Annotated in this window: 18 protein-coding genes; 4 read left to right on the top strand and 14 right to left on the bottom strand. The window is 68.1% G+C overall.

Features of this window, described 5'->3' with window-relative positions; genetic code table 11:
• Window positions 1-5: 5 nt before the first annotated feature.
• The 11 genes from J3A66_RS01505 to dapA form a co-directional block, all read right to left on the bottom strand.
• A complete protein-coding gene (locus J3A66_RS01505) occupies window positions 6-1,202 on the bottom strand; it encodes a class I SAM-dependent RNA methyltransferase (RefSeq protein WP_209566652.1) in 1,197 nt (398 codons plus the stop codon).
• Entirely contained in the window at window positions 1,199-2,689 is a 1,491-nt protein-coding gene (locus J3A66_RS01500; protein WP_209566651.1) for an NAD(P)H-hydrate dehydratase, read from the bottom strand. Before J3A66_RS01500 ends, J3A66_RS01505 begins: the two co-directional genes overlap by 4 nt.
• Window positions 2,686-2,961 (bottom strand): hypothetical protein, encoded by a 276-nt coding sequence (locus tag J3A66_RS01495; protein WP_209566650.1) that lies wholly within the window; start codon window positions 2,959-2,961, stop codon window positions 2,686-2,688. Before J3A66_RS01495 ends, J3A66_RS01500 begins: the two co-directional genes overlap by 4 nt.
• A 106-nt stretch (window positions 2,962-3,067) precedes the next feature.
• A complete protein-coding gene (gene ilvD / locus J3A66_RS01490; protein WP_209566649.1) occupies window positions 3,068-4,789 on the bottom strand; it encodes a dihydroxy-acid dehydratase in 1,722 nt (573 codons plus the stop codon).
• Window positions 4,790-4,906: 117 nt separating this feature from the next.
• Window positions 4,907-5,257 (bottom strand): response regulator, encoded by a 351-nt coding sequence (locus J3A66_RS01485; RefSeq protein WP_031396103.1) that lies wholly within the window; start codon window positions 5,255-5,257, stop codon window positions 4,907-4,909.
• Window positions 5,258-5,305: 48 nt separating this feature from the next.
• A complete protein-coding gene (locus J3A66_RS01480) occupies window positions 5,306-7,690 on the bottom strand; it encodes a response regulator (protein WP_209566648.1) in 2,385 nt (794 codons plus the stop codon).
• A gap of 80 nt (window positions 7,691-7,770) precedes the next feature.
• On the bottom strand, window positions 7,771-9,822 hold the full coding sequence (locus tag J3A66_RS01475; RefSeq protein ID WP_209566647.1) for a M13 family metallopeptidase: 2,052 nt from the start codon (window positions 9,820-9,822) through the stop codon (window positions 7,771-7,773).
• A gap of 165 nt (window positions 9,823-9,987) precedes the next feature.
• Window positions 9,988-12,075 (bottom strand): M13-type metalloendopeptidase, encoded by a 2,088-nt coding sequence (locus J3A66_RS01470; RefSeq protein WP_209566646.1) that lies wholly within the window; start codon window positions 12,073-12,075, stop codon window positions 9,988-9,990.
• 92 nt (window positions 12,076-12,167) lie between these two features.
• Window positions 12,168-12,653, bottom strand: a complete 486-nt coding sequence (locus tag J3A66_RS01465; RefSeq protein WP_042466983.1) for a DUF2062 domain-containing protein — start codon at window positions 12,651-12,653, stop codon at window positions 12,168-12,170.
• Between the two features lie 78 nt (window positions 12,654-12,731).
• A complete protein-coding gene (gene smpB / locus J3A66_RS01460) occupies window positions 12,732-13,214 on the bottom strand; it encodes an SsrA-binding protein SmpB (protein ID WP_031395420.1) in 483 nt (160 codons plus the stop codon).
• A 115-nt stretch (window positions 13,215-13,329) separates the two neighbouring features.
• Complete coding sequence (dapA, locus tag J3A66_RS01455) at window positions 13,330-14,229, bottom strand: 4-hydroxy-tetrahydrodipicolinate synthase (protein ID WP_209566645.1); 900 nt, start codon at window positions 14,227-14,229, stop codon at window positions 13,330-13,332.
• Window positions 14,230-14,308: 79 nt separating this feature from the next.
• Between dapA and J3A66_RS01450 the strand changes: the two genes are divergently transcribed.
• The 4 genes from J3A66_RS01450 (at window position 14,309) to J3A66_RS01435 (ending at window position 18,067) form a co-directional block, all read left to right on the top strand.
• The gene (locus J3A66_RS01450; RefSeq protein WP_209570337.1) at window positions 14,309-16,312 is read left to right on the top strand and encodes a lytic transglycosylase domain-containing protein; all 2,004 of its coding nucleotides are present in this window, start codon (window positions 14,309-14,311) and stop codon (window positions 16,310-16,312) included.
• A 19-nt stretch (window positions 16,313-16,331) separates the two neighbouring features.
• The gene (greB, locus tag J3A66_RS01445) at window positions 16,332-16,808 is read left to right on the top strand and encodes a transcription elongation factor GreB (protein WP_056408376.1); all 477 of its coding nucleotides are present in this window, start codon (window positions 16,332-16,334) and stop codon (window positions 16,806-16,808) included.
• A gap of 97 nt (window positions 16,809-16,905) precedes the next feature.
• Window positions 16,906-17,286 carry a DoxX family protein gene (locus J3A66_RS01440; protein WP_209566644.1) on the top strand — a complete coding sequence of 127 codons (381 nt, stop codon included), beginning with the start codon at window positions 16,906-16,908 and terminating at the stop codon, window positions 17,284-17,286.
• 10 nt (window positions 17,287-17,296) lie between these two features.
• Window positions 17,297-18,067: an NYN domain-containing protein gene (locus J3A66_RS01435; RefSeq protein WP_209566643.1), complete on the top strand. Its 771-nt coding sequence runs from the start codon at window positions 17,297-17,299 to the stop codon at window positions 18,065-18,067.
• A 17-nt stretch (window positions 18,068-18,084) separates the two neighbouring features.
• On the opposite strand, the gene J3A66_RS01430 is transcribed toward J3A66_RS01435, so the two are convergent.
• The 3 genes from J3A66_RS01430 to ettA all read right to left on the bottom strand — a co-directional run bounded on the left by J3A66_RS01430 (window position 18,085) and on the right by ettA (window position 21,987).
• Complete coding sequence (locus tag J3A66_RS01430; RefSeq protein WP_209566642.1) at window positions 18,085-18,723, bottom strand: hypothetical protein; 639 nt, start codon at window positions 18,721-18,723, stop codon at window positions 18,085-18,087.
• A gap of 140 nt (window positions 18,724-18,863) precedes the next feature.
• Window positions 18,864-20,057, bottom strand: a complete 1,194-nt coding sequence (locus J3A66_RS01425) for a histidine kinase dimerization/phosphoacceptor domain -containing protein (RefSeq protein WP_348633969.1) — start codon at window positions 20,055-20,057, stop codon at window positions 18,864-18,866.
• Window positions 20,058-20,307: 250 nt separating this feature from the next.
• Complete coding sequence (gene ettA / locus J3A66_RS01420) at window positions 20,308-21,987, bottom strand: energy-dependent translational throttle protein EttA (protein ID WP_056408757.1); 1,680 nt, start codon at window positions 21,985-21,987, stop codon at window positions 20,308-20,310.
• Between the last annotated feature and the right edge of the window lie 23 nt (window positions 21,988-22,010).

Below are 22,010 nucleotides of genomic sequence, written 5' to 3'. Positions count from 1 at the left end.
ATAGGTTAGCGGACGAACTTCGCAGCGAGTTCGACATGCGTCGACCAGCGGAACTGGCCGACCGGCTGGATCCAGTCGATCCGCCAGCCGGCGTCGCACAGCTCCTTGGCATCGCGGGCGAAGCTCGCCGGGTTGCACGAGACGTAGACGATCACCGGCGTCCTGGACGCGGCGAGCGCGCCGGCCTGTTCGCGTGCGCCCGAGCGGGGCGGATCGATCACCACCGCGTCGAACCGGTCAAGCTCGGCCACCGTCAGCGGGCGGCGGTAGAGGTCGCGGTGTTCGGGGAAGACCGGGCGTTGCAGGCGGTGCGCGGCGGCCTTCAGCGCGGTCAGCGCGTCGCGCGCACCCTCCGCGGCGTATACCTTCGCCGGGATCGCGAGCGTGAAGGTGCCGAGCCCGGCGAAAAGGTCTGCGACGGTGGCGGGCGTGCCGATCGCCTCGAGCACCGCGGCGGTGAGCGCGGCCTCGCCGTCGGGGGTCGCCTGGAGGAACGAGGCGGGTGGCAGCGGCACGGGGACGCCGCCCAGCGTGATCGTCACCGCATCGGGCTCCCAGCGCGTCTCCGGCCCCAGCCCGTCGTCGAACGCGACGCGGGCGATGCCGTGTTCCTCGCAGAACCGGGTGAGCGCTTCGGCGGCGGGGAGGCCTTCGGTCGCGAAACCGGTGATGAGGATGTCGGCGCCCTGGTCCGCGAGCGTCAGGTGGATGTCGGCGCGGCGGCGGAAGTTGAGGCGCTTGAGCAGGGTGCGCAAGGGGGCGACGAGCGCGAACAGACGCGGATCGAGGATCCAGCATTCCTTGATGTCGACGATCAGATGCGCCTTTTCGGCGGTGAAGCCGAGCGTGATCCTGCCGCCCTTGGCCTCGGCATGCAGCGTCGCGCGGCGGCGGCTGCGGACCGGCGAGATGTGCGGGGTGCGGATCGGCGCGGACAGGCCCTGCCCGTCGAGCGCGGAGGCGATCCGGTCGGTGACTAAGGCGCTGTAGCTCTCGTCGTCGAGATGCTGGAGCTGGCAGCCGCCACAGGTCGGGAAATGGACGCAGGGCGGCGTCTGGTGGTGCGGGCCGTGGGTCACGCTGCCGTCGGCCGCGAGGGTGTCGCCGGGCGCGGTGAAGGCGGCGTGGCGGCCATCGGCGGTGATGCCGTCGCCGCGCGCGGCGACGCGGACGATGGTGTCGGTCGTTGGGTCACTGGTCATAAGGACGCTCTGGCCGACCGGAGCGCATCCGCCAAGTCATCGGCGATAAATGCCGGCCCCGAACGACGCGCGGCCTCGCTGTGAAGCCACACACCCGCGGCGGCGGCGGCGAGCGGATCGAGCCCTGCGGCGAGCATCGCGCCGATCGCGCCGGCGAGGACGTCGCCGGTGCCGGCGGTCGAGAGCCAGTCGCTCGCGCCGGGGGCGAGCCGGACGCGGCCGTCGGGCGCGGCGATGACGGTGTCCGCGCCCTTGAAGACGACGACCGCCCCGGTGCGGGCGGCGGCGTCGCGGGCGCGGGTGATCTTGTCGTCGTCCGATCGTCCGAACAGCGCGTCGAATTCGCCGGCATGCGGGGTGAGGATGACCGGGACGGTGAGCGCGCGGATCCGGTCGGGATCGAGCAGGCGGAGCGCGTCGCCGTCGAGGACGAGCGGATGGCCGGCGGCGAGCGCGGCGTCGAGTCGGACGCGGGCGGTATTGTCGCGGCCGAGGCCTGGGCCGATGACGAGCGCGCCGATCCGGTCGTTGGCGAGCGCGTGGTCGGAGAATGCCGCGCGGACGAGCGCGTGCGGCGGGCCCGCGCTGTCGCCGAGCAGCGTCACATAGCCCGCGCCCGCGCGCATCGCGGCGAGCGCGGCGAGATCGGCGGCGCCTGCCATCGTGCCGGCGATGACCGCGACCATCCCGCGGGTGTATTTGTGCGCATCGGGTCCGGGGGGTGCGAGGTGGGGGCTTTTGAGCACTTCGATCTGGCTGGTGACGGGGACGCCGATGTCGAGGAGGCGGATCTCGCCGCAATAGCGCGCGGCGGGCTGGAGGAGGTGCACGGGTTTGAGTGCGCCGAGGGCGAGCGTGAGGTGGAAGACGGGGGGTGTGGTGAGCGCGTGGCCGGAGTCGGTGGCGAGGCCGCTGGGGAGGTCGATGGCTATGGCGAGGGTGGCGGCTTTGGTCAGGGTGTGGAGTCTTTCCCCGATCGATACCTCCCCGGCGGAGGCCGGGGGCCAGTTGGGCGAACCGGGTGAGTCATCGATAGCGGTGCCCAACTGGGCCCCGGCCTTCGCCGGGGGGGTGTTTGGGGTTTGGGGAGAGGTACCATTCAAGGGTCGGGTCAGGCCGGTGCCGAAGAGGGCGTCTACCAGGACGGGGGCGGGCTTCGCGTCGGCGAGCGCTTCGACGGGGCCGGGCCACCCTGCCCTTGCCGCCCTGGCAGCGTCGGTGCGGGGTTCGGACAGTGCGGCGACGCGGACCTTTGCGCCCAGTTCGGCGAGCACGCGCGCGGCGACATAGCCGTCGCCGCCATTGTTGCCGGGGCCGCAGAGGATCAGGATGGCGTTCGATCCCGCGAGGCGATGGACCGCGTGCGCGATCGCGGTGCCTGCGCGGTCCATCAGCGTATCGACCGGGACGCCGGTTGCGATCACCGCATCCTCGGCCGCGCGCATCTCGGCGGCGGTCAGGACGGGCTGGCCCTCGATCCGGATCATGAGCCGTTCGCGCCCGACTGGACCGTCGCCGGGAGGCGGTAGCGGTCGGTGCCCAGCGCGACGTCGATGCTGCCGGGGGTGGATGCCGTGACCTGCGCCCGCTCCGCCCCGTCGGCGGCGACGACGCCGCGCCCATCCGCGGAGACGCGCAGCCGGCGAAAGCCGCCATCGGCGTGGCGGAGGGTCAGGATCACGCCATCGGGACCGCGCGCCTGCTCGATCGTGCAGTCGGGGGCCAAAGCGGCGGCCCCCTTGGCGCAGGGGACATGCATGACGGGTGGGTCGTCGCGGCGCGACGCCGTGTCACCAGTGTCGGGCTTGCCGCTCCCGCAGGCTGCCAGCGGGAGCGAGACAAGCCCGACAAGATACTGCGATCGTTTAGATATCCGCGTAGACATGCGTTTCGGCTGCGGCTCCCGGGTGCGTGACCGCGCCCTTGTACGCCGGACCGACGGTCTTCGCATAGCGCCACAGCGCCCCCGAGCCGTAATCGGTCTTGCGTGGGACCCAGACCGCACGGCGTGCCGCCATCACGTCCTCGGGGACATCGAGATCGATCGTCCCCGCCTCGGCATCGATATGGATGATGTCGCCATCCTCGACGAGCGCGATCGGACCGCCATCGGCGGCCTCGGGACCGACATGGCCGATGCAGAAGCCGCGCGTGCCGCCCGAGAAACGGCCGTCGGTGATCAGCGCGACGCTCTCGCCCATCCCCAGCCCGTAGAGGGCGGCGGTGGTCGAGAGCATCTCGCGCATGCCCGGACCGCCCTTGGGACCTTCGTAGCGGATGACGATAACCTCGCCCTCGTTGATCGCGCGCGCCTCGACCGCGGCGAAGGTGTCCTCCTCGCAGTCGAACACGCGCGCCGGACCCGAGAACTGGAGCCGGTGCATGCCCGCGACCTTCACGATCGCGCCATCGGGGGCGAGGCTGCCGCGCAGGCCGACGACGCCACCCGTCGGGGTCAGCGGGGTGCTGATGTCGTAGATGACCTTCTGGTCGGGGTTCCACGTCACCTGGTCAATATTCTCGGCCAGCGTCTTGCCGGTGACGGTCATGCAGCTGCCGTCGAGGAAGCCGCCGCTGAGCATCGTCTTCATCAGCATGTAGACGCCGCCCGCCTCGTACATGTCCTTGGCGACATACTTCCCGCCGGGTTTGAGGTCGGCGATGTACGGCGTTGTCTTGAAGATCTCCGCAACGTCGAACAGGTCGAAGTCGATCCCCGCTTCCGACGCCATCGCGGGCAGATGCAGCGCGGCATTGGTCGACCCGCCGGTCGCGGCGACGACTCGCGCCGCATTGATGAAGGCCTCGCGCGTGCAGATGTCGCGCGGGCGGATATTGTCGGCCAGACACTCCATGACCTGCGCGCCCGCGGCCACCGCGATCTGTTCACGCGTCGTGTAAGGCGCTGGCACCATGTTGCTGTTCGGAATGGACAATCCGATCGCTTCCGCGACGCAGGCCATGGTGTTGGCGGTATATTGGCCGCCGCAGGCGCCGTGACCCGGGCAGGCGACCTTCTCGAGCGCATGCACCTCCGACAGCGGGCAGGCGCCGGCGGCATATTTGCCGACGATCTCGAACACGTCGACGACGGTGACGTCGCGCTCCTGATAACGGCCGGGCAGAATCGAGCCGCCATAGACGAACACCGAGGGGATGTTCAGGCGGAGCATCGCCATCATCATGCCGGGCAGCGACTTGTCGCAGCCGGCAAAACCGACCAGCGCATCGTAGCAATGGCCGCGGACCGAGAGTTCAACCGAGTCGGCGATGACTTCGCGGCTGACGAGGCTCGCCTTCATCCCCTGATGCCCCATCGCGATGCCGTCGGTGACGGTGATCGTGTTGAAGCGGCGCGGCATCCCGCCGCCCTGGATGACGCCCGCCTGCGCGGCATCGGCCTGCGCATCAAGCGTGGTGTTGCAGGGGGCCGAGTTGTTGCCGGCGGACGCGAGCGCAACGAACGGACGCGCGATATCCTCTTCGGGGATACCCATCGCGTAATAATAGCTGCGGTGCGGCGCACGCTCTGGGCCGACGGAGACATGCCGGCTCGGCAGGCGCGATTTATCGAATATACGGGTCATGGCGACCGCCTATGTCGCGAGACGGGGCCTTTGCGCAAGACAGTTGCGTATGGATTTGCAGTTTTATCCGCCGCGGCCGCGGTCAGACGAGGACCGCAGAGCCCACGCGGCGGACCGTCAGAGGCTTTCGAGCGCCTTGGCGACGCCGTCCATCGTGAACGGCTTCTGCAGGCGGGGCCGGTCGCGGAAACGGGGATCGAGGCCGTCATCGCCACCGCCGGTCGCGAACACGAAGGGAATTCCGCCTTCGGCAAGCCGTTCGGCGATCGGAGTACTCTTCTCACCGCCACGCAGGTTGACGTCGAGGATCGCGGCGTCGACACCCCCGGCCGAGATGCGGTGCAGGGCATCGGCGACGGTGTCGACGGACCCTGCCACGCCCTTGTCCAGCACCTCGAGGAAATCCTCGAGCATCATGGCGATCAACGGTTCATCCTCTACGATGAGGATCTGCTGTGGCACGTTCATATTTTGTACCTTAGGCGGCAATTTCGCCGAGCGCCAACATCTTGTTGCTTAACGTGCCGCAAGAACGTCGCGCGCGGCTTCGGCAAGCTGCTGAACCGAGAAGGGCTTGGGAAGAAACTCGACATTGTCGAGGTCGATCGACTTGCGCAGCTGTTCCTCGGCATAGCCCGACATGAAGACGATCGGCAGGTCGGGATATTTCTCGCGTGCGTGGCGGACCATCGTCGGGCCGTCCATGGTCGGCATCACCACGTCGGTGATCAACAGATCGGGGCGGCCGTTCTTCGCCATGATCTCGAGCGCGACCTCGCCATTCTCCGCGGTCAGCACGCTATAGCCCTGGCGGGTGAGCGCGCGTTCAGCGACTGCGCGGACCATGTCCTCGTCCTCGACGAGCAGGATGGTCCCCGTGCCCCACAGGTCGGCGGGCTTGGCCGCGGGCTTGGGCGCGGTGAGCCGCGGCGCGGCAGGGGCGGCGTGGACGGGGAGGAAGATGGTGAAGGTCGCCCCCTGCCCCGGCTGCGATTCGGCGAAGATATAGCCGCCCGACTGCTTGACGATGCCGTAGACGGTCGAGAGGCCGAGCCCGGTGCCCTTGCCGAATTCCTTGGTCGTGAAGAACGGCTCAAAGATCTTGGGCAGGACCTCGGGCGGGATTCCGGTGCCGGTGTCCTGGACGATCAGCGCGGTATAATCCGCGACGGGCAGGATGTCGGAGGCCATCTGCCGCACCTCGGTCGCCGAGACCGAGCGCGTGGTGATGGTCAGCGTGCCGCCGCCCCGCGGGTTGGCGGACAGGATCGCATCGCGGGCGTTGACCGCGAGATTGACGACGACCTGTTCGAGCTGCCCCGGATCGGCGCGGACCGGCCCCAGGTTGCGGCCGTGCATCATGTCGAGCTGGACGGTCTCGCCCATCAGTCGCTTGAGCAGGTTCGAGACCTCGGACACGACGTCGGGCAGCTGCAGGATCTGCGGGCGCAGCGTCTGCTGGCGGCTGAAGGCGAGCAGCTGGCGGGTCAGCCCGGCGGCGCGGTTCGAGTTGGTGCGGATCTGCTGGATGTCGTCATAATCGCTGTCGCCGGGCGAATGGCGCATCAGCATCAGGTCGCAGTGGCCGATGATCGCGGTCAGGATGTTGTTGAAATCATGCGCGACGCCGCCGGCGAGCTGACCGACCGCCTGCATCTTGGTCGCCTGCGCCACCTCGCGCTTCAGTCGCGATTCCTCGCTATTGTCCTTGAGGCTGAGCAGGACGGCGGCATCGCCGAGCCCGCGCGCGCCGGCGATGGTCAGCGCGACCGGCTCGTCGGGATGATCCTTCAGCCGGACCGCCATGTCGGTCGAATGCGTCTGCCCACTCGCGAACCGGCGGATCGCGTCGGCGACCGCGGTCTTGTCCTCGCGCACGACGAGATCGCCGGGGTAAAGCGGCGGCGCGGCGCCGACGACCCCGGCGGCGCGCAGGAACGAATCGTTCATCTGGATGAAGCGGCCCTCGCGATCGACCAGCGCCATGCTGAACGGCATCAGGCTGACGAGGCTGCGGACATGCGCGGAGGCGGACGCACCGATCGCGGGCGCATCCTCCTCGTCGTCGAGCAGGATGACGAGGACGGGGGCGTCGTCGCCCTCGACAAACGGCACCTGCACCACGCGCAGCGGCGTCCCCGCGCCGCCCTCGCGCGCGAAGCGGACGAGGCCGCGGTTGTCGGTGATCAGGAAGCGCGCGAAGTCGCGGCCCTCGATCGCCTCATGCTCGTCGCCGATCGCGCGGACGCGGAGCACGCGGTTGGTCGCGCGGACGCGGCCGTCGGCGCTGAGCAACGCCGCCATGATCCCGCTGCCGCCGAGCCGGTCGCCGGTCGGCCCGTCGATCAGCCGTTCGGCGGTCTGTGCGAGGTCATAGTCGGGCGCGGTGACGAACCGCCAGACGAGCATGTCCGCCTCATCGCCGGCGCGGGTGATCGATGCCGAGATACGCAGCCCGTTGGCGACCAGCCGCTCCGCCTGCGCGTGACCGTCGCGCCACGCGGTGCGTCCGGCCTCGGCCAGCAATACGACCCCACTCGCGTCGAGCGGCAGCCCCGGCGGGGTCGGAAAGCCGCTGAACACCGCGTCATAGGCATCGTTCGCGCAGACCAGCCGGCCCGCGCGATCGGTCACCGCGATTGCATCGCCGCTCGCCTGCGCGACGGCCCGCGTGAAGTCCCAGTCGATCGTGCGCAGTTCGGCGCTGCCGGCGCGCGCGAGCACGCGCCAGACGATCACCGCGCCGATGACGATGATCGCCGCGGCGAGAAAGGCCGCCGCGACGACGATGTCGCCGATCATGCCGAGCACCAGCCCCGACGCGGCGATCCCCGTCACCGCCGCGACGAGGGCGGCGCGGCGGTTCGGCCCGAGGCCGGTCTGGGGCGGAAGCGAAACCATGCGATGCCTCTTCCGCTGTTCGGGGGTTTGGGGTCAAGCATCATGTCCCCGCCCGGTTTCCCGGGCAGGGACGCGGCCGGTCACCAGATGCGCACGCGCTGTTCGGGGGCGAGATACAGACGCTGCGTCGGCTTGGGCTGATAGGCGGCGTACCAGGGGTCGAGATTACGGACGACCGAGGCGCGCTGCTGCGACGGCGAATGCGGATCGGTCAGCAGCCGCTGCCGCAGGTTCGCCTCGCGGTAGTTGCGACGCCAGACCTGCGCCCAGCCCAGATAGAAGCGCTGGTCGCCGGTGAAGCCGTCGAGCACGGGGGCCGCCTTGCCGCCGAGCGCGGTGTGATAGGCGTCATAGGCGACCGTGAGCCCGGCGAGATCGGCGATGTTCTCGCCCATCGTCAGCTGGCCCTTCACGTGCATGCCCGGCAGCGGCTCATAGGCGTCATACTGCGCGCCGAGCTTGCCGGTGAGCGCGTTGAAGCCGGCGATGTCTTTGGGCGTCCACCAGTCGGTGAGCTGGCCCTTGGCATCGTATTTCGAACCCTGGTCGTCGAAATGATGGCTCAGTTCGTGCCCGATCACCGCACCGATGCCGCCGTAATTGACCGCGTCGTCGGCCTTGGGATCGAAGAAGGGCGGCTGGAGGATGGCTGCGGGGAAGACGATCTCGACCATGCCGAAATTGGCATAGGCGTTCACCGTCATCGGCGTCATGCCCCATTCCCAGCGCTGCAGGGGCTTGCCGAGCTTGGCGATATTGTCCTGATGCTGCCATTCGTTGGCGCGCCATTCGTTGCCGAACGCGTCGCCGGACGTGATCGTCAGCGCGGACAGGTCCTTCCACTGGCTGGGATAGCCGATCTTGGGGGTGAAGGCGGCGAGCTTGGCATGCGCCTTCTGCTTGGTCTCGGGCGCCATCCAGTCGAGCTTGTCGATCCGGCGGCCCATCGCGGCGAGCACGTTCTTCACCAGCACATCGGCTGCGGCCTTGGTCTCGGGCGGGAAATACTGCGCGACGTAGAGCTTGCTGACCTCGTCGCCGAGCGCACCGCTGGTGAACTGGACACCGCGTTTCCAGCGGGCCTCCTGCTCGGGGGTGCCGCCGAGCACGGTGCCGTAAAAGGCGAACTGTTCGGCGTCGAACGCCTTGGGCAGCACGTCCGCATAGCCGTCGAGCGAGCGCAGGATCAGCTGGTCGCGGAGGACGCCGATCGGCGCGGTCGCGACGAGTTTTGCGATGCCGGTGATCGCCGAGGGCTGTGCGACGATGACGGTCGGTACGGGCGTGCCGGTCGCCTTGAAATAGCCCGCGAAGTCGAAGCCGGGCGCGCGCCTGGCGAGATCGGCGACGGACATCTTGTTATAGGTCTTGGTCGCGTCGCGGCTGTCGACGCGGGTCCAGCTGACCCGGGCGATCTCGGTCTCGAACGCGAGCAACGCGGCGGCGCGCGCCTCGGCATCGGGTTCGCCGGCGAGCGTCAGCATCTTGGCGATGTGCGCGCGGTAGGCGGTGCGCGCCTCGACCAGCTTGGCGTCGGCGCTGAGATAATAGTCGCGGTCGGGCAGGCCGAGCCCTGACTGGCCGAGCGAGAGGGCGTACTGCTCGGGGATCTTGTCGTCCTGGCCGACGCCGCTGCCGAACGGGCCGCCGATCCCGGCGCGATCCGCCTCGGCGAGCAAGGCGGGATAGCCCGACCGGTCCTTCAGCGCGGCGATCTTCGCGAGCCATGGGCGGATCGGCGCCAGCCCCTTGGCCTCGATCGTGCCGGTGTCGAGGAAGGTCGCATAGGCGCGGCCGATCTTCGAGTTCGGGTCCTTGGCCGCGGTATCGAGGATGCCGCGGGTGCGCGTCTCGGACAGGTCGGAGAGGAAGTTGAACGCGCCGTAGTTCGACTTGTCCGCGGGGATCGGGGTGGTCTTCGCCCAGTTGCCATTGGCGAAGGCGTAGAAATCGTCACCGGGCTGGACGCTCTTGTCCATGCCCTTCTCGTCGAAGCCGAAGCTGCCATATTGCGCGCCGGTCGCGGCGGGCGCGGCGGGTGCGGCGGTTGGTTCGGCGGTCTGCGAGATGGCGGCGGTGACGCCGGTGATCGCGGTGGCGGCGAGCAGGCCGGCGGCGATGTAGGTCTTCATGCGAGTCTCCTGGAATTTCGTTCGCGGTACACCTCCCCGGCGAAGGCCGGGGCCCAGTTGGGAAGGTCTTGGTCACGATGGACAGTCGGCCATTACGTCTGTCCCCCAACTGGGCCCCGGCCTTCGCCGGGGTGGGGCAGTTTTGGGGCGGTCGGCGTCAGCGGATTACCAGATGCGGACGCGGGTTGCGGGGGCGAGGTAGCTGGCCTCGCCGGGCTTCACGCCGAACGCCGCGTACCAGGGGTCGAGGTTGCGGACGGTGAGGACGCGCTGGTGACCCGGCGAGTGCGGATCGGACAGCAGCGTCTGCCGGAGTGCGGGTTCGCGGAACTTGCTGCGCCAGACGCCCGCCCAGCCATAATAGAAGCGCTGGTCGCCGGTGGTGCCGTCGATCACCGGCGCGGGCTTGCCGCCGAGCGAGCGGTGATAGGCGTCATAGGCGACGGTCAGCCCGGCGAGATCGGCGATGTTCTCGCCGAGCGTCAGACCGCCCTGGACGTGCAGCCCGGGCAAGGGCTCATAGGCGTCGTATTGCTTGACCAGCGCGTCGGTGAAGACCTTGAAGCGCGCGACATCCTGCGGCGTCCACCAGTCGGTGAGCTTGCCGTTCTGATCGTATTTGCGGCCCTGATCGTCGAAATGATGACTGATCTCGTGACCGATCACCGCGCCGATGCCGCCATAGTTGATCGCCGGGTCCGCCTTCGGATCGAAGAAGGGCGGCTGGAGGATCGCGGCGGGGAAGACGACCTCGTTCATCGTCGGATTGGCATAGGCGTTGATCGTCATCGGCGTCATGAACCATTCGCCGCGATCGATCGGCTGGCCGAGCTTCTTGAGGTCGCGATCATAGTCGAACGCGTTGGCGCGCGCGACGTTACCGACGAGGTCGCCGCGCTGGACCTGGAGCGCGGAATAGTCGCGCCACGTGTCCGGATAGCCGATCTTGGGGGTGAAGGCGGCGAGCTTGGCAAGCGCCTTGGTCTTGGTCTCGGGCGCCATCCAGGCGAGGTTGCGCAACCGGTCGCCCATCGCCGCGATGACGTTCTTGACGAGCTGATCGGCGGCCGCCTTCGATTCCGGCGGGAAATATTTCGCGACATACTGCTCGCCGATCGCCTCGCCCATCGCGCCCGACACGGTCGAGACACCGCGCTTCCAGCGGACCTGCTGCTCGGGCGTGCCCGACAGGGTGGTGCCGTAGAAGCCGAAATTGGTCTTGTCGAAATCACTCGAGAGATAGGGCGCATAGGCGCGCAGCACCTTGAGCATCGCGTAATCCTGAAGGACGTTCACCGGGGTGTCGGCAAAGACCTTCGCCTCGCCGGTCAGCGCGCTCGGCTGTGCGACGAGGTAGAAGGGACGGCCGGTGACGCCCATTGCGGTCATGTACTGCGTCCAGGGGAAGCCGGGTGCCTTCGCCGCGAAATCGGCGGCGGTCCATTTATTGTAGGTCTTGTCCGCGTCGCGGCTTTCGATCCGCGTCCAGTGCGCGGTGGCGAGTCCCTTCTCCATCGCGAAGACCGCCGCGGCGCGCGCGGCGGCGTTGGGCTCGCCCGCGAGCGTCAGCATCTGCGCGAGATACGCCTGATAGGCGGTGCGGACCGCGGCGAGCTTGGCATCGTCCTTCAGATAATAGTCGCGATCGGGCAGCCCGAGGCCGCTCTGGCCGAAGCCGACGACATAGGTGGTCGGGTCCTTGTCGTCCTGCTGGACGCCGACGCCGACGAGCCCGCCGACCCCCTGGCGCTGGAGCTTCGCAATCTGGGTGACGAGCGCGGTCTTGTCGGTGGTCGTCTTGAGCGCGGCGAGCATCGGCTTCACCGGCCCCGCCCCCTTCGCGTTGACCGCCGCCTCGTCCATGAAGCTGGCGTAGAAGTCACCGACCTTGTCGCCGGGCTTTGCGGTCGCGGCGTCGAGGATCGTCCGGGTGCGCTCGAGCGACAGGTCCTGGAGGACGTGGAACATGCCGTAGGACGAGCGATCGGCGGGGATCGGCGTCGCCTTGTCCCAGCCGCCATTGGCATAGTCGAAAAAGTCGGTGCCGGGCTTCACCGCGGTATCGCGCCCGGCCATGTCGAAGCCGAAATCGCCGATCTGCGGCTTGTTCGCATCCTTCGGCGCGACGGGACCGCTGGCCGCGCCTGCGAGCGCGGGCGACGGCGCGGCCGGTCGGGCCGGGGTCTGACTGGTCTGGGCCGAGACCGTTGCGGCGGAGGCGAGCAGAATGGCGGTGACAATCGACGTACGCATCAAGGACCCTCGGGGAAGAACTTCAGGATGCGGTGTGTTCTACGCCGATAAGACGCTCCGTCAATTCGTCGGGCGACAGATAGTGACGATTGTTACGATCCGCGATTATCGTGGCGGTGCCGCCACTTGCGGGCAATCCACAGCCGCCAGCCGAGCGCGCTGAGCGCATAGCCGCCGATCGAGGCCACCACGGTGATCGCCAGCAGGCCGAGCGCGGTGGCGGGCCCCGCCTGCATCAGCCAGGGGATCCAGTCGGCTTGCGCGGCGGCTTCGGCGACCGGCTGGCCGGGGACATGCGCGTCGATCCGCAGCATCCACGACCCGATCCAATAGGCGGCGATCCAGAGCGGCGGGGTCGTCAGCGGATTGGTGATGAAGGTGGTCAGCGCGGCGGTCGGCACATTGGCGCGGAACGGCAGCGCGAACAGCGCGGCGACGGGGGTCTGCGCGACCGGCACGAGGATCCCCGCGACCATGCCGAGCGCGACGCCGCGCGGCACCGAGCGCCGGGTGAAGCGCCACAGTTCGGGCGCGAGCACGCGGTGCGCGACGGGGCGCAACAGGCGGTTGCGCTCCATCGAATCGCGGGTCGGCAGATTGCGATGCGACCACGCCGCGAGGCGCCCGAAAAGACCGACCGGCGCCCTGGTCACGGCTTATCCACGATCCCGCATGATCCGGCCCTGCTCGCGCTTCCAGTCCTGTTCCTTCACCGAATCGCGCTTGTCGTGGTTCTGCTTGCCCTTGGCGAGCGCGAGCTCGACCTTCGCGCGGCCCTTGGAATTGAAATAGATCATCAGCGGCACGAGCGTCATGCCCTGGCGCGCGACCGCGCCGAACATCTTGTTGATCTCGCGCTCGTGCAGCAGCAGCTTGCGCGGCCGCTTGGGCTCATGATTGAAGCGGTTGCCGTGGCTGAATTCGGGGATGTTCGAATTGACGAGCTGGACCGTGCTGCCCTTCACCTCGGCATAGGCCTCGGCGATCGAGCCTTCGCCCCCGCGCAGTGCCTTCACCTCGGTGCCGGTCAGCGCGATCCCCGCCTCGAACACCTGCTCGATATAATAGTCGTACCGCGCGCGCCGGTTCTCGGCGACGATCTTGGTCTTTTCGAAGGTCGGGGGTTTGGGGCGTGCCATGGGATGCGCGATGTAGGAGGTCGGAGGGCGAAGGGGAAGCGGGCGTCGTATCGCGTTGGACGTTAATTGTCGGTCCCCCCGTCATCCTGACGTGCGTCAGGATGACGGACGGGGATCAGACCAGGCCGGCGTGCGCCAGCGCCGCGTCGACCGCGGCGCGCGAGGCGTCGCCCGCGGGGGTCATCGGCAGGCGCAGCGTCTCGGGGAAGCCGGCCCGCACCCGCGCCATCGCGTATTTGACCGGGCCCGGCGACGCGTCGGTGAACAGCGCGTCGTGCAGGGGATAGAGACGGTCCTGATAGGCGAGCGCCGTGACGAAATCGCCCGCCTGGCAGGCCGCCTGGAACTCCGCGCACAGCTTCGGCGCGACGTTCGCGGTGACCGAGATGCAGCCGGTGCCGCCCATCACGTTGAACGCGAGCGCGAGGTCGTCATTGCCCGACAGCTGGCAGAAGTCTGGCCCGCAGGCTTCGCGGTGCTGCGAGACGCGCGCGAGCACGCCGCTGGCGTCCTTCACGCCGACGAACACCTGCGGAAAGGCGGTGACGACCCGCGCCAGCGTCGCGGGCTGGATGTCGGTGACGGTGCGGCCGGGGACGTTGTAAAGGATGATCGGCAGCGGCGCGTCGGCGGCGAGCGCCTCGAAATGCCGGAAGATCCCCTCCTGGCTCGGGCGGTTGTAATAGGGCGGGACCATCAGCGCGGCATCGGCGCCGGCCTCATGGGCCGCGCGCAGATTGGCCGAGGCGACGCGTGTGTCGTTCGACCCTGCCCCCGCGATCACGGGGACGCGGCCCTTCGCCTGATCGACGCAGACGCGGACGACGTGGAAATGCTCGTCATAGGACAGGGTCGCTGCCTCGCCCGTGGTGCCGCAGGCGACCAGCGCGGACGAACCCTCGGTGATCTGCCACTCGACGAAATCGCGATAGGCCTGCTCGTCGAAACTGCCGTCCGCGGCGAACGGCGTGACGAGCGCCGGGATCGACCCGGCAAAGGAAAAACCTGCAAACATCGGTATATTGCGCTCCTGCTGCGCTGAATTCGGGCGTTTCGTTCAGGACAGATACGGGTTGAACTGCTATCCTGTCCACATGGTAGCATTGGCGTTCAAATCGAGCATCGTCCTGGCGGCTCTGGCCGGCACGGCGGTATCTTCAGGGGTCGGACAGGAAACGCTCGACCGGTACCGGACGCAGCTTTCGAATATCGGCCCGCAGGCGCAGCCGATGGCGAGCGACGGCGCGATCGCCTCGACGATCGCGCAGTGGCGCGCGCTGCAACAGACCGACGCGCTGCCGTTCGACAGCTATGCCGGGTTCCTGATGGCGCATCCCGGCTGGCCGAACGAGACCGCCAATCGCCGCGCGGCGGAGCGGCAGGCGGCGATCGGCAGCGGTGCGGCCGGCAGCGTCGTCGCGTTCTTCACGCGCTATCCGCCGCAGTCCGCGGCGGGCAATCTTGCCTATGCACGCGCACTGCAGGCGACCGGGCAGCGCGACCGGGCCTATGCCGCGGTGCGCACCGCCTGGCGGTCGGGCGGTCTGTCGTCGATCGATCAGGTCGCGGTGACGACGGGCTTCCCCGGCGCGCTGTCGCCGGACGATCAGGACGCGCGGATGGACGCATTGCTCTGGTCGGGGCAGACCAGCGCGGCGCAGCGCCAGATCCTGCTGGTCAGTCCCGCCAAGCGCGCGCTGTTCGAGGCGCGGCTCGCCTTCCGGACCAATGCGCCGAACGCGTCTGACCTGTCGGCGGCGACGATGGAAACGTATCGCGGCGACGCCGGCTATGTCGCCGACCGCGCGGTGTGGCTGCGCAACAGCGGCGCGAGCCCGAGCGCGCGCGCCTGGCTGGCGCGGCCGCGGGCGCTGACCACGCGGCCGGGCAATGCGGGCGAATGGTACGAGATCCTGGTGACCAATGCGCGCGGCGCGGCGAATGACGGCCAGTGGCAGGTCGCCTATGACATCGCGCGGCAGATCGACGATGCCTATCCGGCGGGGGCGAACATCTCGGCCAAATCCTATGCCGAGCGCGACGAATATACCAATCTCGCCTGGCTCGGCGGGCAGGCGGCGATGAAGCAGCTCGGGCGCCCCGCGGATGCGATGACGCTGTTCGACCGCTATGCGCGCGGGTCGAATTCGCCGGTCGTGCGCGCGCGCGGCTATTACTGGGCGGGACGCGCGGCCGAGGCGGCGGGCCGTCAGGCGGATGCGACCGCCTTCTACACGCAGGCGGCCGGCTACCGCGATCAATATTACGGCCAGCTCGCGACCGAGCGGATGGGTCGCGCGCTGACCCCGCCACCGCCGATGGCCAGCCTTGCGATCGCACCCGCGGTGCGCGCCGCGTTCGAGCAGCGCGAGACGGTGCGCGCGGTCAAGTTCCTCGGCCAGATCGCCGACTGGCAGGACCAGACCGCGTTCGTCCGCCAGATCGCCGCCGATGCGACGACCGACACCGACCACGCGCTCGCCGCCGAATTGTCCACCCGCATCAACCGCCCCGATCTGGGCGTGATGGTCGGGCGCAGCGCGCTGGCGAACGGGCTCAGCGACTATTCCGCAGCGGGCTTCCCGACCGTCAGCGTGCCGGCGGGCTATGAGGACAACTGGACGATCATCCATGCGATCTCGCGGCAGGAGAGCCAGTTCGATCGTGCCGCGATCAGCCATGCGGGTGCGCGCGGGCTGATGCAGCTGATGCCCGCGACCGCGCGCGAGCAGTCGGGCAAGATCGGGCTCGCCTACAACCAGGCGTCGCTGACGACGGATCCCAATCTGTCGATCATGCTGGGGTCGAGCTACTTCCAGCGAATCTATGCGAACTATGGCAGCTATCCGCTTGCGATTGCTGCGTATAATGCGGGCGGCGGCAATGTGAACAAGTGGCTGCGCGCCAATGGCGACCCGCGCACCGGCGCGGTCGACATCATCGACTGGATCGAGGCGATCCCGTATCAGGAGACGCGCAACTATGTGCAGCGCGTGATCGAGAATGCGGTCGTCTACGACCTGATGAACCCCGCCCGCGCCAAGAGCCGCACGGTCGCGCGCACGTCCTGGTATCTCGGCAAGACCCGGCCGGGCTGAACCGGACGAGACGGCGCGCATGGATCGGCCCAACTACATCACCCCGGCAGGCTATACGGTGCTGCGCGAGGAATATGAGCTGTTGCTCGGCAGCGAGCGGCCGAAGCTCGTCGAGGTGATCTCCTGGGCGGCGGGCAATGGCGACCGGTCGGAGAATGGCGACTATATCTATGGGCGCAAACGGCTGCGCGAGATCGACCGGCGGCTCGGCTGGCTGTCGCGGCGGATGAAGGCGGCCAAGGTCGTCGATCCCGCCGCGCAGGAGGACCGCAGCCGCGTCTGGTTCGGCGCGTGCGTGACGGTGGCGGACGAAGAGGATGTCGAACGCGTGCTCACGCTGGTCGGCGACGACGAGACCGATGCGGGCAACGGACGGATCGGCTGGAATTCGCCGTTCGCACGGGCTCTGCGGGGTGCCGCGATCGGTGATGTCCGCCGCGTCGACCTGCCCGCGGGCGAGCGCGAATATGAGGTGATCGCGATAGCCTATCCCTGATTTCCTATCGCTGAACGGTCCGTTTCCATCCGGCGCGTTGACGCAGGCATGCGCGCATAGGACGAAGCGGGACCGCAACGACGTTCAGGATGATCCCATGCCGATACCCGCCACCTGGTCCCCCCGCCTGCTCAGCGTGATGCGCGTCGTCGTGGCGCTGGTGTTCTTCAGCCACGGTATTTCCAAGTTCTTCGGGCTGCCGCCCTTCCCGATGGTGATGACCCCGTTGCTGTACGTCGCGGGCATAATCGAGGTCGTGGGCGGTGCGTTGCTGATCGTCGGGCTGTTCACGCGGCCGGTGGCGTTCCTGCTGTCGGGCATGTCGGCGGCCGCCTATTTCCTTGCGCACGCACCGCAGGGGCCCTTCCCGATCGCCAATGGCGGCGAGGCGGCGGTGCTCTATTGTTTCGTGTTCCTCTACCTCGCCGCGGCGGGTGGCGGCGCGTGGAGCGTGGACGCGGGGCGCGGGCGCGGCTAATCCCGGCGGTATGGCCGATACCACAACCCGCAACGTCGCCCTTCTCATCGACGCCGACAACGCCTCCTCGGCGACGCTCGACCCGGTGCTGACCGTTCTTGCCGAGCTCGGCACGGTCAACGTCCGGCGCGTCTATGGCAACTGGTCCAAGCCTGCGCTCAAGGGGTGGCGCGACATGTCGATCAAGCACGGCATCGAGCCGCACCAGCAGTTCGACCTGACCAAGGGCAAGAACGCGACCGACATGAAGATGACGATCGACGCGATGGACCTGCTGTTCCGTGGCCGGATCGACGGGTTCGGGATCATGTCGTCGGACAGCGACTTCATGCCGTTGGCGATGCGGATCCGCCAGGACGGCGTGCCGGTCTATGGCTTTGGCACCAGCCGCACGCCCGAGGGTTTCCGCCAGGCGTGCACGCGCTTCATCGACGTCAGCGCGCTCGACGACGAATCCGAGCCGATGCCGCTGTCGCTGCCGCCCGCGATCGGTGGCGAGAAGGCCCCTGCCCCCGCCACGCCCGCGGCACGCCGGTCGCGCGGCGGCGAGCCGATCGGGTCGGACCTGATCAAGCTGCTGATCGACGCGTACAACGCGGGCAAGCGCGATGAGAAGGGCTATCAGAGCCTGACCGAGCTCGGGCAGCGTGCGGGCAACCGGTCGAGCTTCGATGCGCGCAACTATGGCTTCAACCATCTGTCCGAGCTGATCGAGGCGGTGCCCAATTTCCAGACCGAACGCCGTGACGGCGGTCGGATCTACGTCAAGCGGGTGCGCTGAGCGGGGGCGCCGGTCGCTCAGTCGAGACCGGTGCAGTCGCCGCCAAGCTTCGTCCCGCCCCGCGCGGCGAAGCTGCCCAGTTCACGCGCGTCGCGCTTCGCGATCAGCGTGGTGGCACTCGGCTTGCCGTCTTTGAGAACCGCGACGGTCCAGGCGTCGACGGGCCCGGTCGGTGTCGCGACGCTCTGCCTGCCGGTGACGGTCAGCGTGAAGCGGCCGATCCCGCCGTCATACTGATAGAAGGGCAGCGAGAAGCTCTTGCCCATCGCGAGCGGCAACGCGCCGAACGTCACGCCCCAGAGATTGCCCTCCCAGATCGGTCCCGCCACCGCGACGTCGATCGGCGTAACGACGGCCTTGTCGGTCTTCGTTCCGACGATGCGACCGGGAGTGTAGCGAAGCGCGACATGCTCGACCCCGCTCCGGCTGTTGTCGAAGGTGATCGGCGTCAGATCGTCGCGGTTCAGGACGAAGTGATCGCGCATCGCGAAATTCGCTATCGGCACGCGCTGATGCACGACGATATCCCAGGCCGGCCGACCGCCGACGCGGATGGCGCGGATGACCTGGCGGGTTGCGCCGATGACGGTCTGGCCGGATGATGTTCCGGCGGCCTGCGTGCCTGCGGGCTCCCGGGGCGGTAGATCGCGAAACACTGGTCGATCGGCTTGACCCTGTCGCCCTGCGGCGCGGTTACCGCAGCCGCTGCGGCCGCTAGTACCATCAGCATGTCCATCATCCCCACCCCGTCGCTGTCGACGGGGTGTGCTACGGACATCATACACGCGTCAAGCGATCAGTCCGGAAGCACGATCCTCGGATCGGGGATGTCGAGGACCGCACAGGTGCCGCGCGCGGCATTCTCGATCGCGATCGTGCCGCGCAACTGCCGGGCAAGACTGCCGATCATCCGCATGCCGAGGCTTTTGCGCGAGGCGGCCTTGAGATCGAAATCGGCGGGCAGCCCGACGCCGTCGTCGGACACGGTCAGCAGGATCCGGCCGCCGGCGTTGCGGATCGTCACCGCGATGACTCCGCCACCCTCGCCATACGCATATTTGATCGCGTTGGTGACGAGCTCGGTGACGAGCAGGCCGAGCGGGATCGCGGTATCGGCGCTGATCCGGATCGCGTCGATGTCGCAGTCGATCCGGTGCAGCGGCGCCTGTTCGGCCAGCCCCGTCGCGATCCCGCAGACCAGATCGTCGAGCGCGACGATCCCGACCTGTTCGCCGCGCCAGAGCTGGTCGTGTGTCTGTGCGATCGCGGTGATGCGCGCCTGCGCGTCGCCGAGCAGCCGCGTGATGCGCGGGTCGTCATCCTCCTGCATCTGGAGGTTGAGCATCGCCGAGACGAGCGCGAGGCTGTTCTTGACGCGGTGGCTCGCCTCGCGCGTGAGCAGCTCCTGATGCTCCATCGCGTCGCTCAAACGCTGTTCGGCCTGTTGCCGCTCGATCGCGACGCCGATCAGATTGGCGAACCCCTGCATGAAGGCGAGGTCGGCGGGCTCGAACTTGCCCTCGTCGGGGCTGTCGACCTCGAGCACGCCGAAGCGCTTGCCCGACGTCTCGACCAGCACGTTGATCGCGCGGCGGATGTGGTGCTCGGCCATGAAGGCGGGCGTACGGAACCGCTCCTCATTCTCGAGATGGTTGGAGATCACCGGCTGGCCGGTCTCGAGCGCGAAGCCCGCGGGCGAGGCGAGATCGGTGCGCATCTCGGCCGATCCGACCACGCCCGGCGCCCAGCCGATCCCCGCGCGCACGAACAGGGTGTCCTGCTCGGGGCGATATTCGAGGAACTTGCAGTATTTCGAGCGCATCCCCTCGCCGCACAATTCGGTGGCGCGCTGGAGCATCGGTTCGAGATCGCGCGCGCGCAGCGCCTCGATCCCGAAATCGGCCAGTATCGATTGCTGGCGAAGCCGGTATTGCAGCTCCCCCGCACCCGGGGGGGCATCTCCACCGGGGGAGTGTTCGATAACTGTCACGCCTGCTCCGTTCGTGGGGACCAATATGTCTCCTACCGACCCCGGTTAGGGGATCAACATGGCGCTTGCGTGGCAGGCACCGGCTCGGTCCTACACCACCCTCGTCATCCTGACGAACGTCAGGATCCAGAGCAATCAAGCGGACCGCCTGTGACCCTGGATCCTGACTTTCGTCAGGATGACGGAGTTTGGTGGGTAGGTGGACGTCCGCCGCAGCCCGGAAACAAGGGCCGCGGCGGGTCTCAGACGCTCAGCGTGTGAGCTTCTTGTACGCCAGGCGCGTCGGGCGGTCGGCGGCGTCGCCGAGGCGACGGCGCTTGTCCTCCTCGTACGACGCGTAATTGCCCTCGAACCACTCGACATGGCTGTCGCCCTCGAACGCGAGGATGTGCGTGGCGAGGCGATCGAGGAAGAAGCGGTCATGGCTGATGACGACCGCGCAGCCGGCGAACGTCTCGAGCGCCTCCTCGAGCGCACGCAGCGTCTCGACGTCGAGATCGTTGGTCGGTTCGTCGAGCAGGAGGACGTTGCCACCCTCCTTGAGCATCTTGGCCATGTGGACGCGGTTGCGCTCACCGCCCGACAGCTGGCCGACCTTCTTCTGCTGGTCCTGCCCGCGGAAGTTGAACGCGCCGACATAGGCGCGCGTGCCCATCTCCTGCTTGCCGAAGCGGAAGATCTCGAGCTCGTCGGAGATTTCCTGCCAGACGTTCTTGTTCGGATCGAGATCGTCGCGGCTCTGGTCGACATAGCCGAGCTTGACGGTCGAGCCGACCTCGATCGTGCCCGTGTCCGGGGTTTCCTGACCGGTGATGAGCTTGAACAGCGTCGACTTGCCCGCGCCGTTCGGGCCGATCACGCCGACGATGCCGCCCGGCGGCAGCGTGAAGTCGAGCCCGTCGAACAGCAGCTTGTCGCCGTACGACTTGGTCAGGCCCTTCGCCTCGATCACCTTGCCGCCGAGACGCGACGGCAGCTGGATCAGGATCGCGGCCTTGCCGGCGACGCGATTCTCCTGCTTCTCCATCAGCTCGTCGAACGCGCGGATACGCGCCTTCGACTTGGTCTGGCGCGCCTTGGGGGTCTGGCGCATCCACGCCAGCTCGTCGGCGATCGCCTTCTGCTTGCCGGCCTCTTCGCGCTCTTCCTGGCTGAGGCGCTGGGCCTTCTTCTCCAGATAGCCCGAATAGTTGCTCTCATAGGTGTAGTAGCGGCCGCGATCGAGCTCGAGCACCCAGTTGACGACATTGTCAAGGAAGTAGCGGTCATGCGTCACGAGGATGACGTTGCCGGTATATTCCTTGAGGTAGTTCTCGAGCCACGACACGCTCTCGGCGTCGAGATGGTTGGTCGGCTCATCGAGCAGCAGGATCTGCGGCTTCTCCAGCAGCAGCTTGCAGAGCGCGACGCGGCGCTTCTCGCCGCCCGAGAGATTCTCGACCGACGCATCGCCCGGCGGGCAGCGCAGAGCCTCCATCGCCTGTTCGAGCTGGCTGTCGAGCGCCCAGCCGTCGACCGCGTCGATCTTGGCCTGGAGATCGCCCATCTCCTCCATCAGCGCGTCGAAATCGGTGTCGTCTTGCGGATCGCCCATCTCGGCCGAGATCGCGTTGAACCGGTCGACGAGGTCGGCGACGGGGCGGACGCCGTCCTTGACGTTGCCCATCACGTCCTTGGTCGGATCGAGCTGAGGCTCCTGCGCGAGATAGCCGACATTGACCCCTTCGGCCGCCCAGGCCTCGCCGGTGAAGTCGGGATCCATGCCCGCCATGATCTTCATCAGCGTCGACTTGCCCGACCCGTTGGGGCCGATGATCGCGATCTTGGCGGACGGGATGAACTGGAGGTGGATGTTGTTGAGGACGGGCTTTGCGGCACCGGGGAAGGTCTTGGTCAGACCCTTCATGACGTAGGTATACTGGACGGCCATGTGGGTGCCGAGCTCCATGCTTG

Source organism: Sphingomonas sp. PvP018, from assembly GCF_017876865.1.
Classification (GTDB): domain Bacteria; phylum Pseudomonadota; class Alphaproteobacteria; order Sphingomonadales; family Sphingomonadaceae; genus Sphingomonas; species Sphingomonas aerolata.
The sequence above is the reverse complement of the archived record's forward strand: the minus strand, read 5'-3'. Positions and strand labels throughout refer to the sequence as shown.